This window comes from Paenibacillus amylolyticus (assembly GCF_051136285.1).
Classification (GTDB): Bacteria; Bacillota; Bacilli; order Paenibacillales; family Paenibacillaceae; genus Paenibacillus; species Paenibacillus amylolyticus_F.
The window spans coordinates 4,180,419-4,201,632 of record NZ_CP194938.1 but is presented as its reverse complement, the minus strand read 5'-3'; the positions used below and the strand labels follow the sequence as shown (position 1 = coordinate 4,201,632).

General features: G+C 51.1%; 16 protein-coding genes. 6 read left to right on the top strand and 10 right to left on the bottom strand.

Going from position 1 to position 21,214, the window contains the following annotated elements; all coding sequences use genetic code 11:
• Positions 1-325 precede the first annotated feature (325 nt).
• The 4 genes from ACR8BL_RS18490 to ACR8BL_RS18475 are packed head-to-tail and all read left to right on the top strand — an operon-like array spanning position 326 to position 4,767.
• Positions 326-1,657, top strand: coding sequence for a hypothetical protein (locus ACR8BL_RS18490; RefSeq protein ID WP_434748966.1), 1,332 nt, complete (start codon positions 326-328; stop codon positions 1,655-1,657).
• Complete coding sequence (locus ACR8BL_RS18485) at positions 1,657-2,655, top strand: glycosyltransferase (protein ID WP_434748965.1); 999 nt, start codon at positions 1,657-1,659, stop codon at positions 2,653-2,655. The genes ACR8BL_RS18490 and ACR8BL_RS18485 overlap by 1 nt, the downstream gene beginning before the upstream one ends.
• Position 2,656: 1 nt before the next feature.
• Positions 2,657-4,090, top strand: a complete 1,434-nt coding sequence (locus tag ACR8BL_RS18480) for a glycosyltransferase family 4 protein (protein WP_434748964.1) — start codon at positions 2,657-2,659, stop codon at positions 4,088-4,090.
• Positions 4,087-4,767, top strand: a complete 681-nt coding sequence (locus ACR8BL_RS18475) for a class I SAM-dependent methyltransferase (RefSeq protein WP_434748963.1) — start codon at positions 4,087-4,089, stop codon at positions 4,765-4,767. Before ACR8BL_RS18480 ends, ACR8BL_RS18475 begins: the two co-directional genes overlap by 4 nt.
• A 155-nt stretch (positions 4,768-4,922) precedes the next feature.
• Here the strand turns inward: ACR8BL_RS18475 and ACR8BL_RS18470 are convergent, their stop codons facing one another.
• From ACR8BL_RS18470 to ACR8BL_RS18450, 5 genes are all read right to left on the bottom strand, one after another.
• Entirely contained in the window at positions 4,923-7,082 is a 2,160-nt protein-coding gene (locus tag ACR8BL_RS18470; RefSeq protein WP_434748962.1) for a glycosyltransferase, read from the bottom strand.
• A 75-nt stretch (positions 7,083-7,157) separates the two neighbouring features.
• Complete coding sequence (locus ACR8BL_RS18465; protein ID WP_434748961.1) at positions 7,158-9,239, bottom strand: tetratricopeptide repeat-containing glycosyltransferase family 2 protein; 2,082 nt, start codon at positions 9,237-9,239, stop codon at positions 7,158-7,160.
• Positions 9,166-11,619 (bottom strand): glycosyltransferase, encoded by a 2,454-nt coding sequence (locus ACR8BL_RS18460; protein ID WP_434748960.1) that lies wholly within the window; start codon positions 11,617-11,619, stop codon positions 9,166-9,168. Before ACR8BL_RS18460 ends, ACR8BL_RS18465 begins: the two co-directional genes overlap by 74 nt.
• 78 nt (positions 11,620-11,697) lie before the next feature.
• Complete coding sequence (locus ACR8BL_RS18455) at positions 11,698-12,876, bottom strand: DUF6385 domain-containing protein (RefSeq protein ID WP_434748959.1); 1,179 nt, start codon at positions 12,874-12,876, stop codon at positions 11,698-11,700.
• 39 nt (positions 12,877-12,915) lie between these two features.
• Positions 12,916-13,443, bottom strand: a complete 528-nt coding sequence (locus ACR8BL_RS18450) for a DUF6385 domain-containing protein (RefSeq protein ID WP_434748958.1) — start codon at positions 13,441-13,443, stop codon at positions 12,916-12,918.
• 210 nt (positions 13,444-13,653) lie between these two features.
• Here ACR8BL_RS18450 and ACR8BL_RS18445 point away from each other — a divergent pair, with 210 nt between their 5' ends.
• Positions 13,654-14,187, top strand: a complete 534-nt coding sequence (locus tag ACR8BL_RS18445; RefSeq protein WP_434748957.1) for a hypothetical protein — start codon at positions 13,654-13,656, stop codon at positions 14,185-14,187.
• Positions 14,188-14,217: 30 nt separating this feature from the next.
• Positions 14,218-14,799 (top strand): hypothetical protein, encoded by a 582-nt coding sequence (locus ACR8BL_RS18440; RefSeq protein WP_434748956.1) that lies wholly within the window; start codon positions 14,218-14,220, stop codon positions 14,797-14,799.
• A gap of 182 nt (positions 14,800-14,981) precedes the next feature.
• On the opposite strand, the gene ACR8BL_RS18435 is transcribed toward ACR8BL_RS18440, so the two are convergent.
• The 5 genes from ACR8BL_RS18435 to ACR8BL_RS18415 all read right to left on the bottom strand — a co-directional run bounded on the left by ACR8BL_RS18435 (position 14,982) and on the right by ACR8BL_RS18415 (position 21,203).
• Positions 14,982-15,776: an ABC transporter ATP-binding protein gene (locus ACR8BL_RS18435; protein ID WP_434748955.1), complete on the bottom strand. Its 795-nt coding sequence runs from the start codon at positions 15,774-15,776 to the stop codon at positions 14,982-14,984.
• A gap of 1 nt (position 15,777) precedes the next feature.
• A complete protein-coding gene (locus tag ACR8BL_RS18430; RefSeq protein WP_434753167.1) occupies positions 15,778-16,638 on the bottom strand; it encodes an ABC transporter permease in 861 nt (286 codons plus the stop codon).
• A gap of 191 nt (positions 16,639-16,829) precedes the next feature.
• Positions 16,830-17,879 (bottom strand): ABC transporter substrate-binding protein, encoded by a 1,050-nt coding sequence (locus ACR8BL_RS18425; RefSeq protein ID WP_434748954.1) that lies wholly within the window; start codon positions 17,877-17,879, stop codon positions 16,830-16,832.
• 377 nt (positions 17,880-18,256) lie between these two features.
• Positions 18,257-20,200, bottom strand: a complete 1,944-nt coding sequence (locus tag ACR8BL_RS18420) for a methyl-accepting chemotaxis protein (protein WP_434748953.1) — start codon at positions 20,198-20,200, stop codon at positions 18,257-18,259.
• 355 nt (positions 20,201-20,555) lie between these two features.
• Positions 20,556-21,203, bottom strand: a complete 648-nt coding sequence (locus tag ACR8BL_RS18415) for a helix-turn-helix transcriptional regulator (RefSeq protein WP_434748952.1) — start codon at positions 21,201-21,203, stop codon at positions 20,556-20,558.
• Between the last annotated feature and the right edge of the window lie 11 nt (positions 21,204-21,214).

The following is a 21,214-nucleotide window of genomic DNA, read 5'->3' as shown; positions in this document are numbered from 1 at the left end:
TTGAAGCGGCATCTTCGCTGTCTGTCCTCCAAATACGTTGTTGAACGTATTGTGCCAGATTACCTATTTTTCACATGTGATAATTCTCACATTCTCGTGCCTCTGTAACAAAAAAAGTGACCTCGGTCACACAATAGATAAAATTAGGCCTATTTATTGTGCTTGTAAGTGGCCTGTTTGATCTGGACTGCTCCATGTATTCATGGAAGTTGTTCATGTTTGGAGACAAATGCCCATATGTTAGTGTCAGACGGATGATGCGAAGTTCTGCACGGCTTTTACATAAGAGAATCGGCCTAGACCTATTAAAGTGAGGTGAGTTACAGTGGAACACTCCGAACCATTAACAGATGAAGATCCGAAACCGGAATCGAACTTTACGGATGAATGGGTAAAGGCAACACCTGAACGGTATGTGTCCACAGACGCTACAGTTCAATACGTGCTTTTTCCGCGAAAAGGGGGCTGGTCTTCCTTCCCCTATCCAGACATCGCGGCTCTGCTCGCAGCAGAACAGGGAACCCTCTATTATGTCAGCAGCCGCACGGCCGAGGAGGAGAAACTTCCAAATGCCATTCAAGTGATCTCCCTCTCGGAAGCAGAAACCCGATTACAGGAGCCACACACGGCTGCAGTCGTCGCACACCCTTACTGGCTTATGACTGTGGCTTCCCTTCAGCCGGAAGTATGCATTGCACTATTGCCTGAACCTGTAGGGGATGAAGCAACCTCTCCGCTCTGGGAGAGCAGTATCTCCAGGCTTGTCGGCATTGCCGATCTGGTGGGCACATCTTCGGAAACCCGGTACATGAAATTGCTCTTTCAAGGCACCCGTGCCATCTGGCTAGGAGGAGAAGACGCTTCTCCTGCTGGTTATATCCATCATGGTGGCACACGTATTCCAGTGCGGGACTATGAACTGTTTTTCATGCATGCACTCCAGCAGGTGCTTGCAGGTAAGCCAGATCACATCACCATGTTACAATGCCATGTACGAGCCGACTATTACAGACAGCTTCGGACAAAAGCAGGTGCTCATGAAACGATCTCGTTTCTTCTTTCAGCTTATGAGTATTTGCTAGAGGATTCCCGTGCCGCTGCTTCGCTTAAGGAAGCCTTCACACACGCTGTCATCAACGGGCGGCCAGATTGCGTTGTGTCCCATTACCGTTTCCTCTCCGCTATCCATGCGAGGTCAGGTCAGGTTGAGGAAGCTCTACAGGTGTTTGGCATCAGTGCACGTGACGAGCAGGAACGCCATCACTATGAACAATTATGTCGCTGGCTTGAAGCAGGAGAGGAGCAGTTGGTTCAAGCGGAACTGCTTCGCATCAATGACGATTATGGCAGTGCTATTCGTATTCTGGATGAGCTTGGCGGGGAAACGGCAAGGCACTGGAAATTCCGCATCTATCAGGAAACAGAGCATGTAGAGGCTGCACTCACCCTAGTTCATGCCATCGACATTCAGGACAGAGCCGGTCTTCTGCAATATCGGCAATTATCCGGGACAGCACTGGCTCTTCGAGGAGAGCGCCACGGTGCAGTGAGGCAGTTTCTGGAGGCGGCTGTAGAGGATGAACATGTGCTCGCCCGGATTATTGAACTGGAACTGCTGGATCATGCCGTACAGCAACTGCTTGGGGAGGTGCTTTAATGTTAGACCCGAAAAAACGTAGAGCCCCCGGGAGCAGACCGATTATGCATGATTCACTTCAGACACAGACAACCAAACAACAAGCAGCCGTGGAGGATCATACAGCGGTTGCGGTTGAGCTGAATCGGATGCCGCCGGAGAAGATAGATATGCCTTTGATGAATGGACCAGATATGGACGCGAAAAGTGAACAGCTGATTAAGTCCATGAACGAATCGAACCCTTCTGCCAACTTGGATGTTGAAAGGGAGGCATTCAAAGAGTTCTCCGCCATACGCCGGGTACGCAAAAGTAAAAACAACAAGTTAACAGCCATGCTTCAGGTTCGTAATGAACAAGGACGGTATCTGGAGGAAGTGCTGCAGGATCTGAGTGAATTCGTGGACGAGATTGTCATCGTTGATGATGCCAGTACAGATGGAACGCCGGATATATGCAGATCCTTTCCAAAGGTCGTGCGCCTGGAAATTTTGGAGAAGCCACTATTTGCCGAGGAATGGCGCCTTCGCAATACCCTATGGCAAGCAGCTGTGAGTACCTGCCCGGACTGGCTTCTCTCGGTCGATGCCGATGAACTATACAGCACAGAAGCCAAACAGGCGATACGCAAACTCATTGATCAGGACTATGCAGACTGGTTTGCCTTTCGTTTCTATGATATGTGGGGCGGCCGAACTCATTATCGGGAGGATGAACTCTGGTCGATGCACAAACGCCACACAGCCTCTCTTGTTCGTTATATGCCAGGCTATCCTTACTTTTACCCGCAGCAGAATCACCATCTTCCTCGCCTCCCCGTGTCCAGCACCGTATTGTCAGGGGTATGCACAGAACTGAAAGTACAGCATCTCGGCTGGGCTGGCAGTCTGGAAGACCGGGTGCGCAAGTACTTGCGTTACAAACGTATTGATCCGCATGGAGAATGGGGCAATCCGGCGCAGTATGAGTCCATTCTGGATCCTGAACCGCGCCTGCTTCCGTGGAAGGAGGGAACCTAATATGGGTGTGGTCAGCATACTGACCCATAGTTTTACCGATGGATACAATCGGGAGTTTAACCGGGTATTTGGCGGTGGACTGGAACGTTACATTCTCGATCTATGCCGTGTGATCCGCGGACTCGGTCATATTCCCGAGGTACATCAACTGTCTTATTTCGAAGCGTTCCAGACCCGAACCGAACAGATTGACGTCTATGGCTATGATTATGACATGCAAAATGTACCTGAAGCTTTTGACCGGATGGCCGCAGCCGCTCGCGGACCTATTATCTATGCAAGTTGCCTGTGGCAGCCCATTAACTACAAACCCGGTAGCCTCGGGATATGCCACGGCATTAATTGGGATCGCCCCGGTCTGCCGCTGGATACGAAACGTCAGGTTGCCGAACATATTCAGTTGGCGTTGGACGGACTGGTTCGCATCGTCTCGGTGGACTCTCATTTCCAGACCTTCTGCCGGGCAGCTTGTACGTACAACGATTCAGAACAAATCGTATTGATTCCCAACGCCGTGGACACCTCATACTTTGTTCCGGCTCCGCCAAGGAGGACACTCCCACAGCAAAACGAAGAAGAATGGATGGCTGCGTGGAAGAGAGATACGACAATGCAAGCTGAACATGCGGACATCATTGTTCAGCAATCCGGAGATAACATAGTGGGTCTCGATAGAGCAGATCAAGATGATTTAGATGCCTATAGCCGTTCAGTGGAAAAGGCCATAACGAAAAGTTATCATCCAGAGTTATTGGAGGCCTCCAGTGTTATCTCTGTAGAAAGCGAGGCTACCGAAACCGTTCCTCATTCATGGCAGGCTCACACGAAAAACGATGAGCCAGCTTCGACTCCCCGTGCAATCCGTATTCTGTATCCACGTCGCATCAGCAGCGAGCGCGGTATCATTCCCATGATGCTTGCTGCAGATACGCTACTGGGGGCTTTTCCAGATGTGGAGGTTGAATTTGCCGGGGAACTGGTGGAAGGTAGTACGGTGGGCAGAGCTTTTCGCTATTGGCAGCGTACACATCCGTATACAGCTCGTATCCACCAGCATACGTACGACTTCAGAGAGATTCGTGATGCCTATCATCAGGCGGATATCGTTGTCATTCCTACGTTATTCTCGGAGGGAACCTCCTACGCTTGTCTGGAAGCGATGAGTTGTGGCCTTCCGGTTATCGCTTCGAATGTTGGCGGACTCAATGATCTGATTCAGGACGGGTTTAACGGGCTCCTTGTTCCTCCGGGTGAACAGGCACTGTCTGCTGCACTCGTTCGTCTCGTTCAGGATCGAGCCGAGCGGGAACGGCTCGGCATCTATGCGCGCGAGACGGCGCTGTCTTATGATCTGTCCATATGGCGCAGCCGGTGGAGCAGGGTTCTGGAATCTTTTTTAACGGAAACAGGATTGAGGGAGGGGATTCGGACATGATGAACACACCTGATATCACGGCAATGTTGGAATCTAGGTACATTCGGCAAAGCGATCCGAAGACAGATACGCTGGTTTTTCCGCTTCATCCTGCGTGGTGGAGTCGCCCTTATGAATATGAGTGGGCCCGGCAGTTTGTACGCCCGGATGATGTAGTGCTGGATGCGGCATGTGGTATATCTCACCCGTTCAAATTCTGGCTTACAGAGCATTGCCGCGAAGTTCATGCGTGCGACTGGGATGAACGCATTTTGTCGGAAGAGGCGATTCGGTTGGATATTGCTGCCGATTTTGGTGAACAGGCATCCCGGAATCTGCCGGAACCCTATCTGACACGGCTCAACCGGGCTCAAGCCAATCTGGCTCAGCTTCCATATACCACCGAGCAGTTTGACCGTGTATTCTGCATCTCTGTTCTGGAACATCTGGACACCGGCACAATGCTGCGAGCTTTCCGCGAATTTGCCCGGGTGTTGAAGCCGGACGGACAGTTAATCGCCACCTTTGATGTGCCCGAGATGCGGCCAGACTTGCTGGAGACGATCATGGCTGTAACGGGGCTGAGGATTGAAGATAAGCTGAACGTGACCGAACCGGAGGACGCGATATTTTCGGATATGTATGGCGCCCCGATTCGCTGTTTCAGGGCTGTGATCTGTAAGACGGGAAAGGGCTAGCGTCGCCGAATACGAGGAATGAATAGCTGTAGGGTCATCAAAAAACAGCAAAAATTGGAGAGACCTCAAGGAAGTGTACGCCGGGATGCCCCGGCTTTTTTGCTGTGCCGAAAAGGAGGGGCATCCCGTGAATCCGGCGGTATGGGGACGCCGGATTACAGGTACACCAGTAGCATGTTGCACTGCTGCTGGAAGGTTGGGGCATTGGCTGCACCGGGAACCGTCAGGCGCAGCAGGGTTTGCAGGCCCGGCGGAGACGTCTTCGCCGGGCGGCCTTGGGCGGCAGCATGCCGTGCAGTGATTCGGGCCGCGAGTTCGGCCCAATCACACGCCAGGCTCTGCCGCCCGGCGAGCAGCGCGAGCGTGCCCGCCAGGAGCGCAGCGGCGGGCACTGCGTCCGCGAGGGGCTGCTGCGCGCCGCCAGGCGAGCCGCATAGCGCAAGCAGCCCTTCGCGGACGCGTGCGGGCGCGCGCAGCAGCCCGCAGCGGGCCGCAGGCGGGAGCGCTGCGAGCAGCGCCAGCGCGCCGCCCGGCGGCAGGGCTTGCAGTAGGCGCAGCCATGCGGGCCATGCGCCTACGGCAGCAAGCGCCTGCGCGGGCGCGAGCAGTGCCGGGGCAGCGCTTGCTGCGGGTGCGAGCAGTGCCTGCTGGGTGCTGCTGCGCGGCTGGGGCACATGGCCTTGCGGCTCAGACTGCGCCTGCTCGTGCACGCTCGCCTGCTCATCCAGCCTTGCCTGCATCTTCACATTCGCCTGAGCGTGTGCCTGCTCATCTACCCCAGCCTGTGCCTGCACCGCTATGCAGCTCGCATCGCCGCCACCCACTGCCACGCCCTCGCCGCGCAGCAGTGCCTCGGCAGCACGCGCCGCTTCCGGCACCGCTGCCCGCTGGCGTGCTGCCGCATGGCGCCCAGGTACGCCCTGCCGCTTGTGGCCCAGCGCCCACAGCGCCAGCTCGGCCTCTGGCCCGTGCTGCGCATGCGCACGCCACAGCTGCAATGCCGCGCTGGCAGCTGCATCCTCGCCCAGCTGCGCCAGCGCAAGCCCCGCAGCAAGCGGCTGCGCACGCAGTGCCGGGCCCAGTGCCGCCGCATGGCGCAGCAGCCATTCCGGCCGATGCGCAGCCAGTGCGGCCGAGACCAACGCTTGCCACGCCAATGGCGGCAAGCTCACTCCCTCGGCTGCGCCGGCAATGGCCTGCGGGCGCCCCGTGGCTGCGCCAAGAAGCAGCATTCGCTGCCACGCCGCCCCATTGCTTGGCTGCATAATCAGCGCCGCCGTATAGGCCGCTTCCGCTTTTGCCCAGCGACCCACCTGCTCATGCGCCATGCCTTCCAGTGTCAGGCTGCGGTAAGTTCCGGCACCAGACACCGAGGTATACCTCGCTCCTGTCGATGCAACGGATTTCGCCTGCTTCAACCAGTTCAGCGCGCTATCTGCCCGTCCCTGATCCATTTCCAACACAGCCGCCAGCTCCAACAGATCCGGGTAATCACCATACATCGATGCCCAAGTCTCCACTACGGAAAGCGCCCGTTCTGGCTGTCCCAGCTCTCTCCAAGCGTAAGCTGTTTTCAGCACCACGTCCGAATGATATCCACACGCCGGGTCAAGCCCTGCGAGTAGTGGCAACAACAATCGAAGTGCTTCATCATATCGGGCTTGCTGAAACCACTCGGCAGCCAGCGCATAGAACAACTCGGGCTGATCTGGTGTCTGCTGCAAAGCTAGCCGAATCAGCCGCATGTTACGCACATCTTTTTGTTTAGCAGCAATAACTTGATCCAGATAACCATAATGAATAACCTCTATTTCCGAATGGTGAATCCCTTGCGGCATCAGAGCAAGAATGGAAGAAGCAACTTCCTCATGTATTCTTCCACGAAAAGCGATCCGGGGATCATTACGAAACAGACGGCAGACCTCATCCGTTACACGCTCTTCACCTGAGATACCCAGCAGGCTCGTTACCTTCATCCAGTAACCCCAGATTTCTTCACTCCCTGCTTCCAACCAATCCAGAAACTCCGACTTTGTTTGTAACGTACTTATCCACATTTCATCTGCATCCAGTACCAATATCCACGAATAACTCGCGGCGGCAAGTGAAAGATTGCGTGCCTGGCTAAAATCTCCATTCCACTCCATACCAATAATCGTCGCATGATAACGCTCGGCAATCGTTGCCGAATCATCTGTCGAGCCTGTATCCACGATAATGATCTCATCTACCATTTCACTCACAGAACCGAGACAACGAGCCAAAAATTCGCCTTCATCCCTCACAATCATGCATAAGCTGATTCCATGCTTCACCCGTAACCCGCCCCCTTGCCGCAAAACCTCTCCCCATCCTTATATCTCGCCCTGTTCACAAAACCTTCTTTTATCCTAGCCCTCGAATCCATCTACTCCCGGCAACTCCAGCCGAATATGCTGAATGACAGGCCAGTACGCACGATGTTGCCTTTTCCCATGCTCCACCTGTTCCGTATCAGACGAAAGCTGCCCCAGATGGCAATCCGCTGCACGAATCAGTCCTTTCACGAGCCAACTCGTTCCGGTCAACGTATCCAAGGCTCCGGGAAAAGGTTCACGATTCCCTCTTCCCTTGGCATCTGTTATCTCACTTTCAACTTGCTCTCTCTCCATCTCCTGCTCACCACTAGCATTCCTTTCCTTCTCCGGCCTCTTTTCCGTTACATGATCCACTTCAACCAGTAACTGCCGGCCCCGTTGAATCAATCCATGCAGTACGTGCCATCTTCCAGACTGAACGCACCCTTCCAGCATAAGCCCGAGAGCTTGCCAACCATCATATACCCCTGCATGATCTGAGTCCGCCACACCCTCAAGTCCAGCTACATTCTCACTTTCCGATCTGTTCTCCACCTCTATTGCAGCCATCCACCATCCTGCCAACCGAGGCTCTGCCTCAGATAATCCCTCCTTACTCTCATCCGCCGGTGAGCCATTCATCAGCCATAGGGTAAAGGCATCCTGTCCGCTCGCACCCCGCCCCTCTTTCCCATCCAGCCATTGCAAACGTTCGAGCCAACGGGCAGCCATAGGGGTAAATGAACCCTTTTTCCGCTTCACGGTTTCCAGTTTCAAACGTGCTGTACTCCAGTCCCCTCGCTGCACATGCAGAACAGCCTCAGCTACAGAACGTTTCTCCCGTTGCTCGCCGGAAGAGACAGACGGCATCTCCCCCAGCATCTCAAGCGCCGCATCATAACAATGACATTGTTCCAGAATGCCAAGCACTTTAGACAAAGCTTCCTCCGAATTCATGGCAAAACGCGACTTGATCACCGCTGGAATCTGCCGCTCCTGCCCCGACACTCGCATAATTCGAAATATGCGATAGAGTGGCGGTAGCAGGCTGGATTTTGCACGCACAGCTTCCACGTAAGCCTCTACCGCTCCCTCAAGATCGGCCTTTCCTTCCAGCAAACGACCCAATGTGTACCATGTCTGGTATGTGCCCATCCCTTCTTCCGTATGGAAAATTGCCGGTGGCGGCCCCTGCCGAACGGCTTCACGAAGTGACATCTCTGCCATAACTGTATCCCCCAAAGCGTCCGCGCAAATCGCACGATGGTGCATCAGATCCGTGTATTCCGGAAACAGCTCCAGCGCCTCATCCACCCGTTCCAGAGCCTCCTGCCAGCGCTGCAAATGCTCCAGACAGCGGACCTCGTATTTCAACAGCAAATGAGCATAACTGGTCACCACAGGGTCAATCCTCTGCCGGGCTTTGCCAAATGATTCGAGTGCCTGCTCTGCTTCACCCACACGTAAATACTCTACGCCCAGATTATAGTGATGAAATGGCTGGTCCGGCTCTTCCGCCACCGCCTGCTGTAGTAAACGCAAATTACGGTTCACCTTGTCCTTTTGCTCCACAATCACCGTCTGATACCCGTAATGGTGAATCACCATGTCCGTAACATGAAACGCCGCCTCTGGATTCCGCTCACAGATCGCCGCCGCAATCTGCTCATGAATTCGGCCCTGGAACCGATGCTCCGGGGCATTGCGAAACAGACGCAGCACCGGATTAACCGTCGCCCCCTGCTGACCCGAACCCGTATAGTTATGAATGTTCAAAAACAATCCGTCGCATCCGCTGACTGTCGTCCAGCTTCTGATCTGCTCCCGTGCTGCTGATTCCAGCGCCTCGTCCGCATCAAGAAAGAGAATCCAGTCGCCGGAAGCCCGCTCCAGGCCAGCATTCCGTGCTGCGGCGAAATCATCGCACCACGCAAATTCAACCACAACCGCCCCATGCTCTTCTGCAATGACCTTGCTGCGATCTGATGAGCCAGTGTCTACCACGATGATTTCATCGACCGCACCGCGTACACTTTCAAGACAGCGCGGTAGCATTTCCTCCTCATCCTTGACGATCATACACAGAGAGATTTGCTGCGCTTGGCTCTGCTGACTCTGATGCTGATGTACTCGCATGATGATTCCTCCTTTCTTTTGCACGGTATACCGTCCGCCAAGGTATACCTTCCGCGGTTCGCAACTGCTGCTCCAAAGCCATCTGTTGAGCCGCAAGCACTGATGGTTCCGAGGATCGATTCTGCTCCTGACGAATCAAATCAAGGGCGATCTGTAAGTAACAAACCGCTGCCCCGGCACGGGCTTGACTGAAATTCGGCTCGCGCTCCAGCGCCTGTTCAAACATTGACAGCGCCTGTTCCGAGTATCCTTTTGCATACAACGTTTCACCCAGCCAAAAGAGTCCTTCCGCATCCAGTTCCCCTTCCGTCATACCCTGAATCAGCATCTCGGCGGCAATCATCGTGTAGCCATATCGATAGAGCAGACCTGCATAACTCCGAGGAATCGCCGTTTCTGTCCGCTCATGCTCTGACATGATCCGAGCCAGCCGTTCATGCAGCTGCCTTGCGAGGGACAGCTGTCCGCTCTGAATAGCGCGAATCACAACTTGCTTCGCAGCCATTTGCGCTGCCTCACCCCATTGCAGTAGCTGCCCATCGGGTACATGCGGTATAGGATTCGTAGCAGATGAACCCGGTGTATACTCAAACAGCAAATGGTCTGCTACTTTCCACATATTTCTTTCAGCGGGGGGTGATTTAGCGAGAAAGGATGAAGATAACCGTCTTCCGTTCGCCCAACAAGCTAACGCCCAGTCACTCCGCTCTTCTGCTCGAAGGCTTGTATGGAGATCATCTTGCCCCCACGTAACGCTAATGGAAGAGCTACAGATCTGCTCGCCACTTTCCCTGTCTGGTTCTCTCCAACTGCCTTCCGCAAGGTGCCATGCATCTGTGACTTGGCCTGCACACAGCAGCCAGTGAAGTTGATCACCTGCCGGGATATGAACATTGGATGTCTCACTGCCGAGTAAATGCAATGCCTGCTTATAGGCTCCACATTCAGCGAGGGCATAGATCATCTCCATTAGTATTTTTATCTCTATCCGTACTTGCCCTGTCTTCTTTTCTAGAGAGGAGCACAAATGGTTCATTCTATCTGCACGATCTGTCCCATGTATCTCATTGAATTGATTAGCCAGATGCAGCAAGCGATCTGTTATCTGTTCATCTGAAAAGCCCTGTTGTTGCAGTACATCCGCCAGCCCTATCCATGCCGGTCTATAGGTGAACAGGTGCTCCAGCGCCAGCTCATATAATCGAACCGCTTCTTGCCCGAATCCCCTCTTTTGTGCGAGCCGTGCCATGGACGTATATGCCCGATAACTGTTCGAGCCCGCTTCTGTTACGTAAACAGGCTCCGTTACTGCTTCACCACCGCTAGCCCTTGCTTGATCATCCCGTCTAGAGCCACAGTTACTCGCTCTTGCGTAGGCACGATATGCCCGCTCCTCCAAGCCTTGGCGCTCCAGAATCTCTCCGTACAACAAATGCAGATCGGGATATGCAGGGTAACGACAACATTCTGCGGTGAGCAGCATGTGTGCTTCTTCATAACGCTCCAGCACTACCAGCACTTTAACCAAATCTTTCACCAGAGTGGCGCGATATGGAGCCTGCAATTCAGCAAATTTCAGCGATTCCCCGAACGCATCCGCTGCCTGTTCCAGATCACCTAGCTGGCAGCGTGTTACGCCCAGATTGTACAGGTGAAAAGGCTGTGCCGGATGATCCGCCAATTCTCGTTCAATCAGGCGCAAATTGCGCTTGGGTTTATCACCTTTAGCGATCACCGTTGCGAGATAACCATCATGTCCCAGACGCAAAGGAACCAGCAGTTCTTCCTCTGCTTTTACATCTGCTTTTACACCTGCATCTGCTAACTCGTTTGCTGCATTTGCTTGCGGCCAATCCCATTGTGCATATGTTTCTCTCGTGGACTTATTTGATGTAACATCACAGCTCTGCTCGGCAGGATCCTGACGAACCAACTGTTCATGAATACGTCCGGTGTACCGGTAACCGTGATGAGCACGGAACAGCCGTACCGGATAAGACAGAATCTTGTCCTCCGGCCCTTCACCGAACTGATTTTCAATCGTTATGCGTAATCTGGTAATGCTCTTATGGACACCTGGCAGAACAGTCATCAATTCTTCCAGACCTTCAATCACATACTCGTCGGCATCCAGACAGAGAATCCATTCTGTGGTTGCCAAGGGCAAGCTAATATTTCGGGCTTTCGCAAAATCTTCCTCCCAGTCAGCTCGCAACACGGTCGCATCATATGTTCTGGCGATATCAGGCGTCCGGTCGGACGAGCCTGTATCCGTAATGAAGGATTCCAAGTCTGCTTGCTTCAAGCTGTCCAGACAGCGAGGCAGGCACTGTTCTTCATTTTGCACAATCATATGGATACCGAGTAACCGGTTCTGCATCCGCTTGACCTCCAATACAAAAAAATACATGAAGCCCACCAAAGTGAACTCCATGTACCTATATGACAGCAAAGCGGGTTATGTGCCTTGTCCATTGAAGAACACATCAATCGTACTTGGTGCACCGATCAGGCTTGAGCGATAAGAAAGTCGAGTATATTTCAGAAACCGTTGGGGTACCAAAACATCTACAGAACCGGACAGGATACCCGTTACCGTAGTCACATCCGTGTACCAGTTGGTTCCGTTCGCACTGATCTCCACTTGGGCATCCACCCTGTTCACACCTGGTCCCCTGTTATACACGAAAAAGGAGTACGTTCCAAACACACTGGTTGTTACAGCAGGCAACGACGTAAACGTATTAGCAGTCGGTGTGCTGACAAGTTGGTTCTCCTGAAAACTTTTCTGTGAGATGGATGTTACACTGCTAAGTGTACCTGCCGTGATGGTTGCTCCGAGCACACTCGTGATTGTACCGTTCAGCAAGTTCGTCAATGTTCCGGCGGTAACTGTCGCTCCCAGCACGCTGGTGATCGTACCGTTTAACAGATTCGTCAGCGTTCCCGCCGTGATTGTTGCACCTAGCACACTCGTGATCGTACCATTCAGCAGGTTCGTCAGTGTTCCAGCGGTGACTGTCGCTCCCAGCACGCTCGTGATTGTCCCTGCTGTGATGGTCGCACCTAACACACTCGTGATTGTACCGTTCAGCAAGTTGGTCAGCGTTCCGGCAGTCACTGTCGCTCCCAGTACGCTCGTGATTGTACCTGCCGTAATCGTTGCACCTAACACACTCGTGATTGTACCATTCAGCAAGTTGGTCAGCGTTCCGGCAGTCACTGTCGCGCCCAACACGCTCGTGATTGTCCCTGCTGTGATGGTGGCACCTAACACACTGGTGATTGTACCATTCAACAAGTTCGTTAGTGTTCCAGCGGTGACTGTCGCTCCTAGCACGCTTGTTATCGTTCCCGCCGTGATCGTTGCACCTAGCACGCTTGTTATCGTTCCCGCCGTGATCGTTGCACCTAGAACACTGGTGATCGTACCATTCAGGATGTTGGTGATTGTACCTGCATTAATAGTCACCGTGGTCAGACCTGATATGTTGCTGATCGTCCCGTCCAGAATGATACCTACTACATTGCCGCTTGTATCCGTTCTGACGGGCTGGGCCGTACCTGTACTATCCTGACCAAAAATCAGTGTTCTCAGGTTATCGGGATTCGTATTAAACGTTGTAAAGTTAGGCATGAGCCTCGTCCTCCTCCCTGGACAATCTGGGTAATCAAACTACCGTACGAACATACGCTGTGCCTGAAAATAAACATCAAGCCGGGTTGGCTGAGCCGAATTCACAGGCAAGATAACTAACCGGGTATAATGCAGAAATCGCAAGGGAACAATCGCCTTGGTCTGGCCCCCCTCAATGACTTCCTGACTATCCACTGCATAATCTACAGCATTTGGGCTGACCTGAACTTGAATGATAGCTGGATGTGTTCCACGATTCACGACGCCATAGCTGTACATGCTCAGAGATGAGGTATCCTGCGGTGGGAGGGCATGTTCACCTTGACTTGTCTCTGCTCCGGTATAGGTATGCTCTGTAAAACAGTGTGTAGCACCAGGGAGTTTCGCTCGTGAGAAAACACCCTGTTTGAACCGGGGACGAGTAATCCGGGAACAAGGGGGCTTCAGCAGTTTGGCGCGGCGAGAACAACGGGATGCATGGCGGCTGACATATTTGGTTGTCCGTTTGATGGTCTGCTTGGCTGATGGTTTTGTTCTCTTCCTGCTTCGCTTCGCTGTTCGACTCATCTCGATTTCCCCTTAAAAAAATGTGCTTACGCATCGTATGCCTGAAATGGAAATACGGGCACGGCACCCGCCGTTATTTGGGGATTCGTATGGAATCCCCAAACGCTTTTTCTTCCTTTTACATATAGTACTAGTCATAAGGACATGCGGAATAAAGTGAGCTATGATTATGCCCCATCCATTCCATTCGTCCAGAGGAGGTCAAGCGGGATGACCAATACGAATGTGTTCAACCAGTCCAATGGCCCTTTATTCACACAACTGACCAACACGTTTGCGGCTCCGGGGATTGGAGCGGCTCCAGACACGGGTGCGGCGGCGGCGGGAAGCTTTTTTGCCCTGACCACGAACAATGTGTCTATTCCCTCAAGCCAAAATCTGCTACTGCAAATTTTAAATAGTGTAGGCAGCGGCAGGACGATATGTATCGCGAGCCTCTCAGGAGGCACAACAGCAGCAGCCACACTCGCAGTCTATTCTGGTGGAACCGTAACTGTCGGCAGCACACCCGTGCCCGTCAATACACTGCTGGGCAATACCAATACCAGCATCGTAACGACAAGACAGAATACAGGAACTCTCGGGGGAGTCTTCACAAGCCTGCTCAGTATGCCGCTGACTGCCGGAATGTACGCTTTGGATTTGAATGGCTCCATCGTTGTTCCTCCGGGTCAATCTTTATCCATTAGTTTAGGAACAGGTAGCCAGACCGGAGCGATTAACCTGTTTTGGTGGGAATTCTAACATGAATTTTGATCTAAGGTGGTGCTAACCATGCCAAATAACAACGTGTTTAATCCATTAAATAGGCCCGTTTATACCTCTAATACAAACACATATATCTCACCTGGCATTGTTGCCCCACCCGAGAATAATGCGGGCAGCACAGGCAACCTGTACAACGCCGGCTCTACCAACTCCAACACACTGGGCTTGCTTGGAGGAAGTGTAACGGCAACACTGCAACTCGCCAATCCGGCTGGCAGCGGCAGAACACTGTATATCTCTCGATTATCCGGCGGCATTACTGTTGCACTCAATCTGCTGTCTTCATTCAGTGGTACGATGACCCTAACTGTGAACGGCACACTCTCATCCCCAAGTACACTTGCAGCCGTAAACAGCAATCTTTCCAGCAGTAACACAAGTGTCGCTCTCGTTCGATTTTCTACAGCAGCCCCATCCGGTGCCACCGCTATAATGTCCATGCCTTTGCAAGTTGGCCCATTTCAATCCAACGAGTTCGGTAAATACGTGATCCCTCCTGGTCAGGCCATAAACCTGTCCGTAACCGGAGCACTCTCCGTCGCCGGTGTGTTAGCCTCCACGACGTATTTCACCTGGTGGGAAGTGTGAATATCTGTAACCATATCTGATACAGGTAAAGAACAAAAATAGCCACGTTCGGATAAGTACCGAAAGCGGCTATTTTGCATGTTAAGATATAGTAGACAGAGCCAAAAGGACTTAACACAACACGGTGTCCATCTTTTTGAGTTGTATTCCCCTTTCCAGAAAGAATCCCTGCACCTTAGTGCTTATCCCAGTACCACACGGTCATCTGCCATCTTTTTGCCGCTAATCCGCTCGAATTCGCCAAGCAGCTCAGATACCGTAAGTGTACGTTTGTGTTCCTCACGGACATCCAGAATGATTCGGCCTTTGTCCATCATGATCAGACGGTTGCCCAGACGAATGGCCTGCTCCATATTATGCGTTACCATGAGTGTGGTGAGTCTCATCTCGCGGACAAGAGTCTCCGTCAGTTCTGTAATGAGTTCGGCACGGGATGGATCAAGTGCTGCCGTGTGTTCATCCAGCAGCAAAATCTGTGGCTGGGTGAAGGTTGCCATCAGCAGACTAAGCGCCTGACGCTCGCCACCAGACAGGAGGCCCACCTTGGCATTCGGGCGTTTTTCCAGTCCGATACCCAACTTCTCCAGCTGCGCGTTGAAGATTTCACGTCTGGCGCGTGTCACCCCGAAGCCGAGTCCGCGTGCTTTGCCGCGTTTGTACGCCATTGCCATGTTCTCTTCAATGGACATATGCGGTGCCGTTCCGGCCATCGGGTCCTGAAAGACACGTCCAATCCAGCTGCTTCGTTTATGCTCCGGCAGATTTTTGATCGAACGGTCGTTGATGAGCACGTCGCCCATATCCGGTTTCATCACGCCTGAGATAATGTTCATCAAGGTTGATTTCCCGGCGCCATTACTGCCAATAACCGTTACGAAATCACCCGGATTCATCGTTAGATTCACACCAACCAGCGCCGTTTTCTCATCCGTGGTGCCCGGATTGAACAGTTTGGTAACTTGTTTAATCTCCAACATACTACATGCCCCCCTCTGCCTGTTGGCCGCCGGATTGCATCAGCTCTTCGGTTCGTTTACGAGCGAGACTGCGCTGTTTCATCGAGCGCTGTATCGTCGGGAAGACGAGTGCGATAATCACGATCACAGCCGTGATCAGCTTCAGGTCGGACGTTTCGAACCAATCTACCTGCAAGGCCAGTGCCACCACAATCCGATAGATAATGGAACCAACAACGGCTGCCAGCGTTGCCCAGAATACCGTTCTGGCGCCGAGGATCGCTTCGCCAATAATGACAGAGGCCAAACCTATGACGATCATCCCGATGCCCATCGTAATATCCGCAAACCCGGATTGTTGGGCAATAAATGCACCAGACAAAGCTACCAAACCATTGGACAAGCTGACACCAAGAATGGTCGTCACATCTGTATTCGCGCCAAAACTGCGAATCATCCGTTTGTTATCTCCTGTAGCGCGAAGCGCAAGTCCGATATCTGTTTTCATAAACAGATCCAGCATGATTTTAAATACCAGCACAACGATGATGATCAGGATCATGACATGTTCACCCGAAAATGGCGTTTCCACGCCCATAATGGATTTATTCGGTGCACCCAGAATACGCATGTTGATCGAATACAGGGCAATCATCATCAAAATCCCGGACAACAGTCCGTTTATTTTTCCTTTGGTATGCAACAGACCTGTGAGTGCTCCAGCCACCATGCCGCCAGCCATTGCTGCCAAACAGGCCAGCCAAGGAGAGTAATCATTGGAGATCATGACCGCCGCAATCGCGCCTCCTGTGGTAAAACTTCCGTCTACGGTAAGATCGGGGAAATCCAGAATGCGGAACGTAATGTACACACCCAGTGCCATCAGCGCATACAACAGCCCCAGCTCAATAGCCCCTTCAATGGAATTCCAACTTATACTCACACTACTTCCTCCCTGTCTATCTCTATCCGAAAAGAATGAGGCGAACCCACATACACGTTCGCCCCCCATCCGTCTGCCGAAGTATTGTCATACTGTCAGCTTCTCAATAAATTCATTTGGTCTTTGGTTCATTATTTGATAATGTTGTTCGCCTGATCTTTCACTTCCGCCTTCATCTCATCCGTTACTGTAATACCTTGGGCTTCAGCAGCTTTCAGGTTCAGGATCAGATCCAGCTTGTCCGGCACGGTAACCTTCATGTCGCCTGGTTTGGTTCCATTTTTCAGGATGTCCGCAGCCATCTCACCTACTTGGTAGCCGTGGTCGTAATATTTGAAACCTACTGTTGCAAAAGCACCTTTCTCCACCGTATCCCGATCACTGGAGAAGAACGGAATTTTATTTTTGTTCGCTGTCTGGATAATCGTATCCACCGCACTTACCACCGAGTTGTCGAGTGTAATGTAGAACGCATCTACTTTGCCTACCAGTGAGTCTGTTGCTTGTTTGACTTCCGATGTATTGGTCACCGGTGCTTTGACCAGCTTGATGTTGTGCGTTGCCAGAGCCTTCTCTGCATTGTCAGCCATGACAACTGCATTCGGTTCACCTTCGTTGATGACCAGTCCCACAGTCTTTACATTCGGTAGATTTTTAGCGATAAAATCAGCCAATTGTACAATCGCCTCTGGATTTGTATCCGATGCACCAGTTACATTGCCGCCCGGTTTGTCCATGTCACTCACGAGCTTGGCACCCAGTGGATCAGTTACAGCTGCAAACAGGAGTGGCTTGTCCTTCACTTGTTGCGCGAGAGCCAGTGCTGATGGGGTAGCAATCCCGAGCACGAGGTCGTTTTTGGAATCGCCTGCAATTTTCTGTGCAATGGACAGGTTGTTCGTAGAATCACCTTGCGCATTGTTGTAATCGATCTTGAGGTTTTTGTTCTCTTCAATGCCTGCATCTTTCAGGGCAGCGATGAAACCTTCGCGTGTGGCATCCAGAGATGGATGTTCAACAATCTGAGAGATGGCAATCTGATAGGATTTTTCGGCGCTGCCTCCCCCTGTTGTACTGTCTGATCCCTTGGACTCCGAGCCTGTACCGCTGTTATTTCCGCAACCTGCCGCTACGATCATCGAAGCAGCCATCATCAGTGACATCCAAAACTTCTTTTTCATCTGTAAGAACCCCTCTCCAATGGTTAAAATGTGGTGTCTTCTTATAAGTGTTGCCTTAGTCCGATAAGGCGGGACAAAACGACCGCTTCAACGCATTGTTGCTTTGATCGACAAAAGCAGACAAATCTAGACTTTTGGCATGCGACTGAAGTCCATGCTGTGTTGCTCTTTTATTGTTTTCCTAATATTAAAGTGCATCCCGGCTTCCGTCAATGGTTGAACCGCTTCCATTTTAGTTTATTTCAGATACGTGATAGAAAACTTTACATAAATAAAAAAAGACAACCCCCAAATCATGCGGGTTGCCTAATTTCACATGTCTATTTTAATAAAACATGCCTTCATAAATAGCTCTTAATCTATTGCGTTATATGAAACTACAATTTAAACTTCTCAATCTGTGAACGCAGTTTCTCTGACATGTCGGCAAGTTCTGCAGATGAGGAAGCCACTTCCTCCATGGAAGCCATTTGCTGCTGTGCAGCAGCCGAGACATTTTGGGTCTCTGCTGCCGTCTCGTTAGCTGACTCCGATATGAGACGAATGGAGCCCACCAAGCTGCCTGTGCCAGAGACAATTTCCTCCGCGGCAGCCGTCACGCTACGGATACTGTCAGCGACCTGCTCCACAGAAGAGCGAATATTCGTAAATAGCTCACTTGCAACTTCGCCTGCCTGTTTACCCTGAGCAGCCTGCTCAACGGTCTGTTCAGATGCATGAAGTGTACGCTCAATTTCCACCTGAATGCGCCCAATAAAACCGGCAATCTGCTCTGCGGATGCAATCGACTGTCCAGCAAGATTACGAACTTCATCTGCCACGACAGCAAATCCCCGGCCAGCCTCACCAGAACGTGACGCCTCAATTGCCGCATTCAGGGAAAGGATATTCGTTTGCCGTGCAATGTTGCTAATTACACCTACAACCTCACCAATAGAATTGGACAAACCGCTAAGGTTCTGAATGGTGTTCGACAACTCACGAATGCCATACTCCATCTCATCCATCTTCCTGCCCATATCATTCATAGCAGCAGATCCATCTGTTGCCAACACATTAGCCTCCGAAGCAACAGCTGATACATTGGAGCTATGTGTAGCAACACCGTTAATTTGTACTGCAATATTTTCTGCTGCGTTGCTACCATCTTGTACACTGGACGTTTGACGCTCCGAGCTCTCCGCGACAACCATAATGGCCTCCGTAATGCTCTGTGATGCATTGGAGCCTTGCTCGGCACCGACCGCAAGCTGTTTCGCAGAATCGGTTAATTGACCGGATAAATCCGTAACACTTGTCATCAACTGATGTAGCTGCTCACTGGATCTATTAAATGAATGTAGTGCTACGCTAATATCCGTTTTCCCTTTTACAGGAATACGATATGTCAGATCTCCTTGTGCCAGCAGATCAATTCCGTGTGTCAGTTGACGAATCGGCCGTACAATTTTTGTCGCGATTAAAATACTTAGTAACAATGCTGCCGCAACGATGATAATTCCTACGGTAAGTATAAGTCTCAGTAGATCGTTAACCGGTTTTAAAAACTCACTCTCATCCATATATGTAACTACAACCCAATTAAGTTCCGTTTGATTCATGTAGCCAAGTGAATCTGCACCATCCATTTGAAAATCAAAAGTAATATAATTTCCCTTTACCGCTTCAGCGAACGCTTTATTTATAGTAGCGTTACCCATATCAGCAATTGTCTTATTCATAATCATCGTCTCATCTGGAGAATAGATATATGTTCCACTGGCTGTTGTCATAAGCGCTTTTCCTGTGTTGCCATGCTTAAACAGACTTACACTTTCAACCAATTCACTGATGTGATATCCAGCTGTATAGAAACCAACTGGCTGACCCTCTTTCATGATCGGTGCACCAATGGCAACGCCAAGTTTATTATCCACTACAGAAATTAACGGTTCAGAGACATACGGACGACCCGCCTGAATTTCTTTTAAATACGGCCGCTTCGATAAGTCATATTCTTTACCTGTCGCGTCCATCGCAAACTGTCCTGTTACATCAGGTGAATACAAAACCGTAGTAAACTCAGGATGTTGCTCTTTTAAACTGGAGAGAAATTGGAGCTGCTGCTCTTTATTATCCCCAATCGACGCACCTTGCTCGGCAATCATTCTAACGATGGTTTGTTGCTCTTTCATTTTGATATCCATTTCTTTAGCCAGCAATTTCGTATCTAATACGAGCTGTTTCGTTGAATTGCTTTTGACCTGATTAGCTGTGGGAACATAGAAGGTAACCGAAAGGACCGCAACACAGACAATGACGATGATCAGTGAAGACAGCATAATTTGTCCCGCTGTTTGCCTTAAAGAACAAAATGTGAGTATTGAACGAAGAAAACCTGATTTTTTCCGAGCCATAACCTATCCCCTTTTTTCTAGAAGCTATATTTTTTATATTATATATATCGGAATAATAGTAGTTGTTTTTAATCAGTAAATTACCTCTTTTTGAAAAAAAATTGGAATCGGTTTCAGATAACAAGAGGTTTTTATTGATTATGTTCATATTTAGATATCAATGTATATACTGATACAATATCGTATTTAAGTCATACAGTTACGTATATGCGCTTTGTTTATACATAAAAAAAGACTGCTTCGAACATTCGAAACAATCTCATAGATAAGCTTGCTATTATTAATTCCCCGACACTTCACGAATCTGGTACGTGCATTTCTTGCCACCATCGGCGTAACACTCGGTGCGCTCGACATCGGCTTTCAGCAACGAACGGAACAAATCCAGTTCACAACGACAAGCCTGCTTGTATACACTTGCGACTTGCACAATAGGGCAGTTTAGTTCGGTAATGACGTACGTGCCATCTTCTTCTCTGGAAGCATCCGCCATATATCCGTTTGCATTCTGGATTCGTGCCAGTTCCTCCACACGTCCGGCGAGATCATGCCCCTCCATCTGTGCCAAACCACTGCGAAGCAGCTTGTCACGGCGACTTTCGAAAAGGCCATCCACGACACGGCTGCCTGCTGTATCAGACAACTCTTCGAGTAATTCCAACGTTAATGAAGAATATGATTTCGGAAAATAACTATCTCCGCGATCTGTCAAATGATATACCGAGGATGGACGTCCCGCGGTGGCCCGGGCCTCACGTACCTCAATCCAGCCATCCTGCTCCAGTGCTGTCAGATGGCGACGAATCGCCATACCGGTCAGCCCCAGCTCCGCAGTAATCTCGCGGGCCGTCATCGTCCCTTGCTGTTTCAGCATGAACAGAATCCGTTCACGCGTTGTACGTTCTTCTTCACGCTTCACGTTCAGCACCTGCTCTCCTG

What these genes read in the sequence shown, in the direction of transcription:
- ACR8BL_RS18485 (WP_434748965.1), top strand. Translation starts at nt 1,657, where the DNA reads ATGTTAGACCCGAAAAAACGTAGAGCCCCCGGGAGCAGACCGATTATG.
- ACR8BL_RS18425 (WP_434748954.1), bottom strand. Translation starts at nt 17,879, where the DNA reads ATGAAAAAGAAGTTTTGGATGTCACTGATGATGGCTGCTTCGATGATC.
- ACR8BL_RS18420 (WP_434748953.1), bottom strand. Translation starts at nt 20,200, where the DNA reads ATGCTGTCTTCACTGATCATCGTCATTGTCTGTGTTGCGGTCCTTTCG.
- ACR8BL_RS18455 (WP_434748959.1), bottom strand. Translation starts at nt 12,876, where the DNA reads ATGCCTAACTTTACAACGTTTAATACGAATCCCGATAACCTGAGAACA.
- ACR8BL_RS18435 (WP_434748955.1), bottom strand. Translation starts at nt 15,776, where the DNA reads ATGTTGGAGATTAAACAAGTTACCAAACTGTTCAATCCGGGCACCACG.
- ACR8BL_RS18430 (WP_434753167.1), bottom strand. Translation starts at nt 16,638, where the DNA reads ATGGCACTGGGTGTGTACATTACGTTCCGCATTCTGGATTTCCCCGAT.
- ACR8BL_RS18465 (WP_434748961.1), bottom strand. Translation starts at nt 9,239, where the DNA reads ATGCGAGTACATCAGCATCAGAGTCAGCAGAGCCAAGCGCAGCAAATC.
- ACR8BL_RS18440 (WP_434748956.1), top strand. Translation starts at nt 14,218, where the DNA reads ATGCCAAATAACAACGTGTTTAATCCATTAAATAGGCCCGTTTATACC.
- ACR8BL_RS18450 (WP_434748958.1), bottom strand. Translation starts at nt 13,443, where the DNA reads ATGAGTCGAACAGCGAAGCGAAGCAGGAAGAGAACAAAACCATCAGCC.
- ACR8BL_RS18445 (WP_434748957.1), top strand. Translation starts at nt 13,654, where the DNA reads ATGACCAATACGAATGTGTTCAACCAGTCCAATGGCCCTTTATTCACA.
- ACR8BL_RS18480 (WP_434748964.1), top strand. Translation starts at nt 2,657, where the DNA reads ATGGGTGTGGTCAGCATACTGACCCATAGTTTTACCGATGGATACAAT.
- ACR8BL_RS18460 (WP_434748960.1), bottom strand. Translation starts at nt 11,619, where the DNA reads ATGCAGAACCGGTTACTCGGTATCCATATGATTGTGCAAAATGAAGAA.
- ACR8BL_RS18475 (WP_434748963.1), top strand. Translation starts at nt 4,087, where the DNA reads ATGATGAACACACCTGATATCACGGCAATGTTGGAATCTAGGTACATT.